The 5,062-nt window shown below is 57.7% G+C and carries 6 protein-coding genes; 2 read left to right on the top strand and 4 right to left on the bottom strand.

Features of this window, described 5'->3' with window-relative positions:
- Positions 1-401: 401 nt before the first annotated feature.
- The 4 genes from FKZ61_RS23470 to FKZ61_RS23480 all read right to left on the bottom strand — a co-directional run bounded on the left by FKZ61_RS23470 (position 402) and on the right by FKZ61_RS23480 (position 2,158).
- Entirely contained in the window at positions 402-1,400 is a 999-nt protein-coding gene (locus tag FKZ61_RS23470; RefSeq protein ID WP_141612595.1) for an endonuclease NucS domain-containing protein, read from the bottom strand.
- A 105-nt stretch (positions 1,401-1,505) separates the two neighbouring features.
- Positions 1,506-1,742, bottom strand: coding sequence for a DUF2283 domain-containing protein (locus FKZ61_RS23475; RefSeq protein WP_141612596.1), 237 nt, complete (start codon positions 1,740-1,742; stop codon positions 1,506-1,508).
- A gap of 13 nt (positions 1,743-1,755) precedes the next feature.
- Positions 1,756-1,986 (bottom strand): hypothetical protein, encoded by a 231-nt coding sequence (locus FKZ61_RS24575; protein WP_141612597.1) that lies wholly within the window; start codon positions 1,984-1,986, stop codon positions 1,756-1,758.
- A complete protein-coding gene (locus FKZ61_RS23480; RefSeq protein ID WP_170200244.1) occupies positions 1,916-2,158 on the bottom strand; it encodes a hypothetical protein in 243 nt (80 codons plus the stop codon). Before FKZ61_RS23480 ends, FKZ61_RS24575 begins: the two co-directional genes overlap by 71 nt.
- A gap of 386 nt (positions 2,159-2,544) precedes the next feature.
- On the opposite strand from FKZ61_RS23480, the gene FKZ61_RS23485 reads away from it, so the two are divergent.
- Positions 2,545-2,943 (top strand): phospholipase D-like domain-containing protein, encoded by a 399-nt coding sequence (locus FKZ61_RS23485; protein WP_141612598.1) that lies wholly within the window; start codon positions 2,545-2,547, stop codon positions 2,941-2,943.
- A 310-nt stretch (positions 2,944-3,253) separates the two neighbouring features.
- Positions 3,254-4,783: a ubiquitin-like domain-containing protein gene (locus FKZ61_RS23490; protein ID WP_141612599.1), complete on the top strand. Its 1,530-nt coding sequence runs from the start codon at positions 3,254-3,256 to the stop codon at positions 4,781-4,783.
- Positions 4,784-5,062 lie beyond the last annotated feature (279 nt).

Consider the following 5,062-nt stretch of genomic DNA (forward strand, 5'->3'; position numbering starts at 1 on the left):
CATCCGTTCCATCTGGGCCAGCAGCAAGGGAATATCATCTACTCGTTCATTCGTTACTATCAGTCTCTCGCTCATGGCGAGAGTTTACTACAATCTGCTAAACCCATCTAGATTTGAGCGAACCATGGGAGAAAAGTTAGGGGCTTCATAATGTCGTGGCGGCAATGAAGAATGCTCTGTTGGCGCACGCGTTAAGAGGCTAAGCGAGGTAATGTTGAATACTTTGAGGAAATCTCGCCGCAACATTTGTATCAAGCCTGCTTGAGAACCCAAACGGCTTAACGTGTGGCTCACCTACCGAGAGGCACAGGCCCAGAACCCCTGTCAACTATCACCAGCGCAGGCAAACCGCGCCGCTTACCCTCCGAGCGAAGCGAGATCCGGTGCAGCAGTGGGCAGAATTAATTCCCATTCAACTCATGTAAAACTTCGCGAACCAAGTCTCGGTACTCTTCGTAGATAAAGTAAGTTTCTTTCATCCACAGCATATCTGGATGATATTCATACCCAACGACCTGGCGCAGGAAATCATTTCTTGCCAATCCGACTTGCTGTGAAATAAGCGACAGAAAATAACCGGCATTTCTCTCGGTATCTGCTTCGCCCATCTGGACAAATTCTTTCTTCAGTTGGTCTCGTGTTGCCTTCCCGTCCCGTAATAGTACGGGCAATAAAACTCTCCTGATCCGCTTCGCAGACCACAGGTCTTGCATCAAGTACTGCTTCAGCTTTTGTTTCAGAACTTCCGCTGAATAGTCCCCTGGTTCATCTGACATGGGGATTTGGAATTTCTTCCGCTGACTGCGTTGCTGTTCCATTTCTTCGGAAATCACCGCAACTCGGCTAAGTAACTCATCTCCTTGTGCAGTTCGCACATATTGCAACAAGACAGCATTAACATTTACCCCATAAGCATTTGATAACCAATTCAACATGCGCTCTAACGCCCCTTCTATTCCAAACCCGACCAGGATTATCCGTTGCGTCTCGTTGATGTTCAGATTTTCTAAATTTATGTCGGGAAAACTTTCAACCAGATGATCTTCAAGGCTTTTGCCTATAAACTGTGTGCAAATCTCACTCAGCTTTTCTATGCTCCACTCGGCAACGTCCGAAGCATAGTCAACAGCCTGAGCCAAAACATCTCGCGGCAGCTTGTCACGCTTCAACTCAATGACGATTGTGTTGCCATGTTTATCTATTCCTAGCAGGTCCAGCGGTCCGGATTTGGTCGGAACTTGTCTGCCAATGATAGCGATCCCAGCTCCAATGATGGCGGGGTTGGAAACAATCCATTCTTCCAAATCCTGGGCTTCTTTGCGCCCGGCTTCTGCAAGCGATGTTGCCACCGGCTGAAGTTTACCCTTTATGACTTGCCACGTTTTGATTTCCGTGCTCATTTTGCGTCCTTATTCTGTCCAACGGTCTGCGCTTCGCCTGCCCAGTACAGCGACATCAGGTGCAGGCGCGTGTTGAGGGGCGACGTGGAGGTTATATCCAACACTTCATGCTTTTACAGAAGCCCTCTCAGTCAGGATCAAATGAACGACAGGAAGGGCTCTCAACTCCAATTTTGATAGATCAATGAGCTTGCTGGCATCCTCAATCTCAATCCCTATAACACGATTGTGTTCATCAAAGTCCAGCACAACCCCTGGTGCGATCTCCTCTGACTCGGTACTGACTCCTTCAATCAATTTGATATACAACATGTCGGTCTCAGGATGATATTCGAAAATCATCGCCCTCTCCCCATCAAGGACTGAAGCGACGGTCGAAAAAAGCGTTATGCACGGTCTCTCCATCCGGTTCTGTCACAACTCGGAGGTACTTGTCCATCTCGGCCACATACCCCCAATAGCGGATGCGTCCATTGGGTTGCACTTCAGTACGAATAGGATTCTTTAGAACGTGCTCAATCCATTCCATCACAAGATAGGGCCGACGAGCCATGACACTTGTTCTGAAGTAAGCCGTCGTTTTCATCTCCCACTGCCAGCGATGTTTGAACGTAGTTATAGCCGAGCACGGCGCAGTCTGCTGGACGGCCTGCACTTAGCTCGCCACCTGCTTTCTGCGTTCCACTATTTCTCGTAATAGAAACCCATTCTCTTACTGCTTGTTGCCATCCAGCAAGTAATAACTTTGTTGCCTTCATTTTGCTCTTTCACCCAAAGCCACCCAACGGATTCACAGATTTTATAGCCACCCACGGCGGGCCGGAGGCCCGCCCTACGGACGTGTTGTATCCAATCCGGACAGGTGGAGGGACGGCGACGGCTGCGTAGCTACTGGGTTGGCATCGGAGGATGCCAGCACCGCGTCGCGATGGTTGCCCATGGACGGAGGAGCATCCTCCGATGCGGTGTAATCCGTGGAATCTGTGGCTGAAAATAAAATGTAAAAGCAAGTTTAACACGACCTGACGAACCGGACAATCTGGAATGATTTCCCAGCAGCCCAGGTTGCCGTCCCCTGGAGATGTCGGTATACTGGGAGCAAGCTTGCACGCCCGTCAGGTGACGCCAAAACACCGAACACCCCATGCCCAACGATTTAACCTTCTTCACCAACGAACCCAACGCCACCCTGTTAGATCGCTTCAAAGCCACCCTGCAGTATGTCCAATTCTTCGACGTCCTGGTGGGATATTTCCACACCAGCGGATTCCACCTGCTCCAGGACGCGCTGGACGATGTGGAGAAGATCCGCATCCTGGTGGGGCTCAGCGTGGACAGGCAGGCGTTCCAGTGGATTGACGCCTATCAGACCCAGGCACCACAACTGGCCCTGGATTTCCACTCCAGCAAAGAGACCAAGGAACTCTTCGGCGACCAGGTAGCGGCGAAAAATTTTTCGCCCCAACACGGCGCCACGGCCGCGTTCGGGACGAGATGCCGGTGGTTGCCACGTCGATCCCACTGGCGTTACGGCGATCTCTGACCCTTCCTCCGGATGCAGCGCCAGGATATTTCGAGAGGAAAAGCTCATGAACGCCGACTTCAGTGGTATCGAGAGGCGCTTGGACGAACTCAGCGAGCGCTTGGAACCGCTGCGCGAGCGACCCCCCACTGATTTTAGCCGCGATACACTGATTCGGACCTGGCTGAACAATCGAAGGAATCTGTAGCGGGCGCCCCCCCCTTTGGCAATCCCGGCCTGAATAGATACAATTAGACACTGTTGCCGGCTGTCCCCGTGCAGCCGGCCCGTTGTCCAATTCGTTCAGTACGCCGGAGATTGTGCAGCCGCCATGGCCACCGTTACCTGGAAACATGCCCTCCAACAGGCCCGGCGCAGCGGCGTGGGTCCCTACCTGGCTCGCCTGGGGACCTATGCCCTGCCCCTCGTCCTGGCGGCAGCCCTGTGGGCCACCTGGCAGCTCACGGCCCGGCCCATCCACGTCACCGTGGACGGCATCCAGGAACAGGTCTGGACCCACCGGCGCACCGTGGCCGCCCTGCTGCTGGACCTGGGCCTGACCCTCCAGCCCCAGGACCGGGTCTCCCCTCCCCCGGACACGCCCCTGCAACGGGATATGACCATCACCGTCCAGCGGGCCCGGCCCGTGCGCCTCCTGGTGGATGGCCGGGACCTCCAGATCGCCAGCTGGGGCGAAACGCCGGCCCAGATCCTGGCCGACGCCGGCGAATATGTGGACCGCTACGACCGTATCCTGCTCAACGGCGTGCCCGTGGCCCACGACGCCCCCCTGCCAGAGCCCGCCGTGACCCGTATGGCCGCCACCTACGACCGGGGCCACGCCTGGAACCAGGCCCGGCTGGAGCCCATCCAGTTGCGGGTGATCCGCTCCGTGCCCATCGTGGTGGACGACGGCAGCCTGCCCTTCACCGTCCGCACCACCGCCCAGACCGTGGGCGAGGCCCTGCGGGAAGCCCAGATCACCATCTACCTGGGCGACCGGGTCGACCCCAGCCTGGGCAGCCCCGTCACCAGCGGCCTGCGGGTGCGCATCCAGCGCAGCACCCCTCTCTACATCGACGTGGACGGCCGCCTGATCAAGACCCGCACCCGGGGCGAGACGGTGGCCGACGCCCTCACCGCCATGGGCATTGGCGTGGCCGGCCTGGATCAGGTGGAGCCCGGGCTGGACACGCCCCTCTACGACGAGATCCGGGTCAAGGTCACCCGCATCCAGGAGGACATCCACGTCACCGAGGAGATCGCGCCCTACGAGACCGTCTACGTGCCGGATCCGAACCTGCCCATCGACACCCAGCAGGTCATCAACGCCGGCGCCAACGGCATCACCCGCAGCCGCTATCGGGTCCGCTATGAAAATGGTCAGGAGGTGGCCCGGGAGTTGCTGGACACCTGGGTGGCCCAGGAACCCCAGCAGCGGGTGATCGCCTACGGCCAGAAGATCGAGCCGAAGGTCTTTACCGCAGCCGACGGCACCCAGTACACCTACTGGCGCAAGATCCGGATGGCGGCCTCCAGCTACAGTGCCAGCACCGCCGGCGTCTCGCCCGATGCCTCCTACTACGGCCGGACCTTCACCGGCGAGCCCATGCGGTTCGGCGTGGTGGCGGTGGATCCCCGCATCATCCCCCTGCGCAGCCAGGTGTACGTGCCAGGGTACGGCGTGGGCCAGGCCCTGGACACGGGCAGCGCCATCCGGGCCCGCCGCATTGACCTGGGCTACGACGACGACAACCTGGTGTTGTGGAACAGGTGGGTGGACGTCTACCTGCTCTGGCCGCCGCCGCCCGACTACCAGATCACCTGGGTGCTGCCCAACTGGCCTCGCCCGCCCCAGTAGCAAATCCCGGCAGAAATTCGCCGATGGTTTCCACCAGGGGCACTGCCGCCAAATTTCTGCCGTGGTATTTACGCCAGACTGGAATCGTGGGTGGTGCGGAGAGCGTGGTCCCAGTCCGCCAGGGGATTCATCCCCTGGCTTCGTGTCAACAAACCTGCTGAAGCAGGTTTGCCCGCTGCCGGCTGAACCGGCTTCCAGCCGGTTTGGTCCCCGCCAGGCGCAGATTTTAATCTGTGCCGGGGTCCGCCAGGGGATGAATCCCCTGGCTTCGTGTCAACA

The organism is Litorilinea aerophila (genome assembly GCF_006569185.2).
GTDB lineage: Bacteria > Chloroflexota > Anaerolineae > Caldilineales > Caldilineaceae > Litorilinea > Litorilinea aerophila.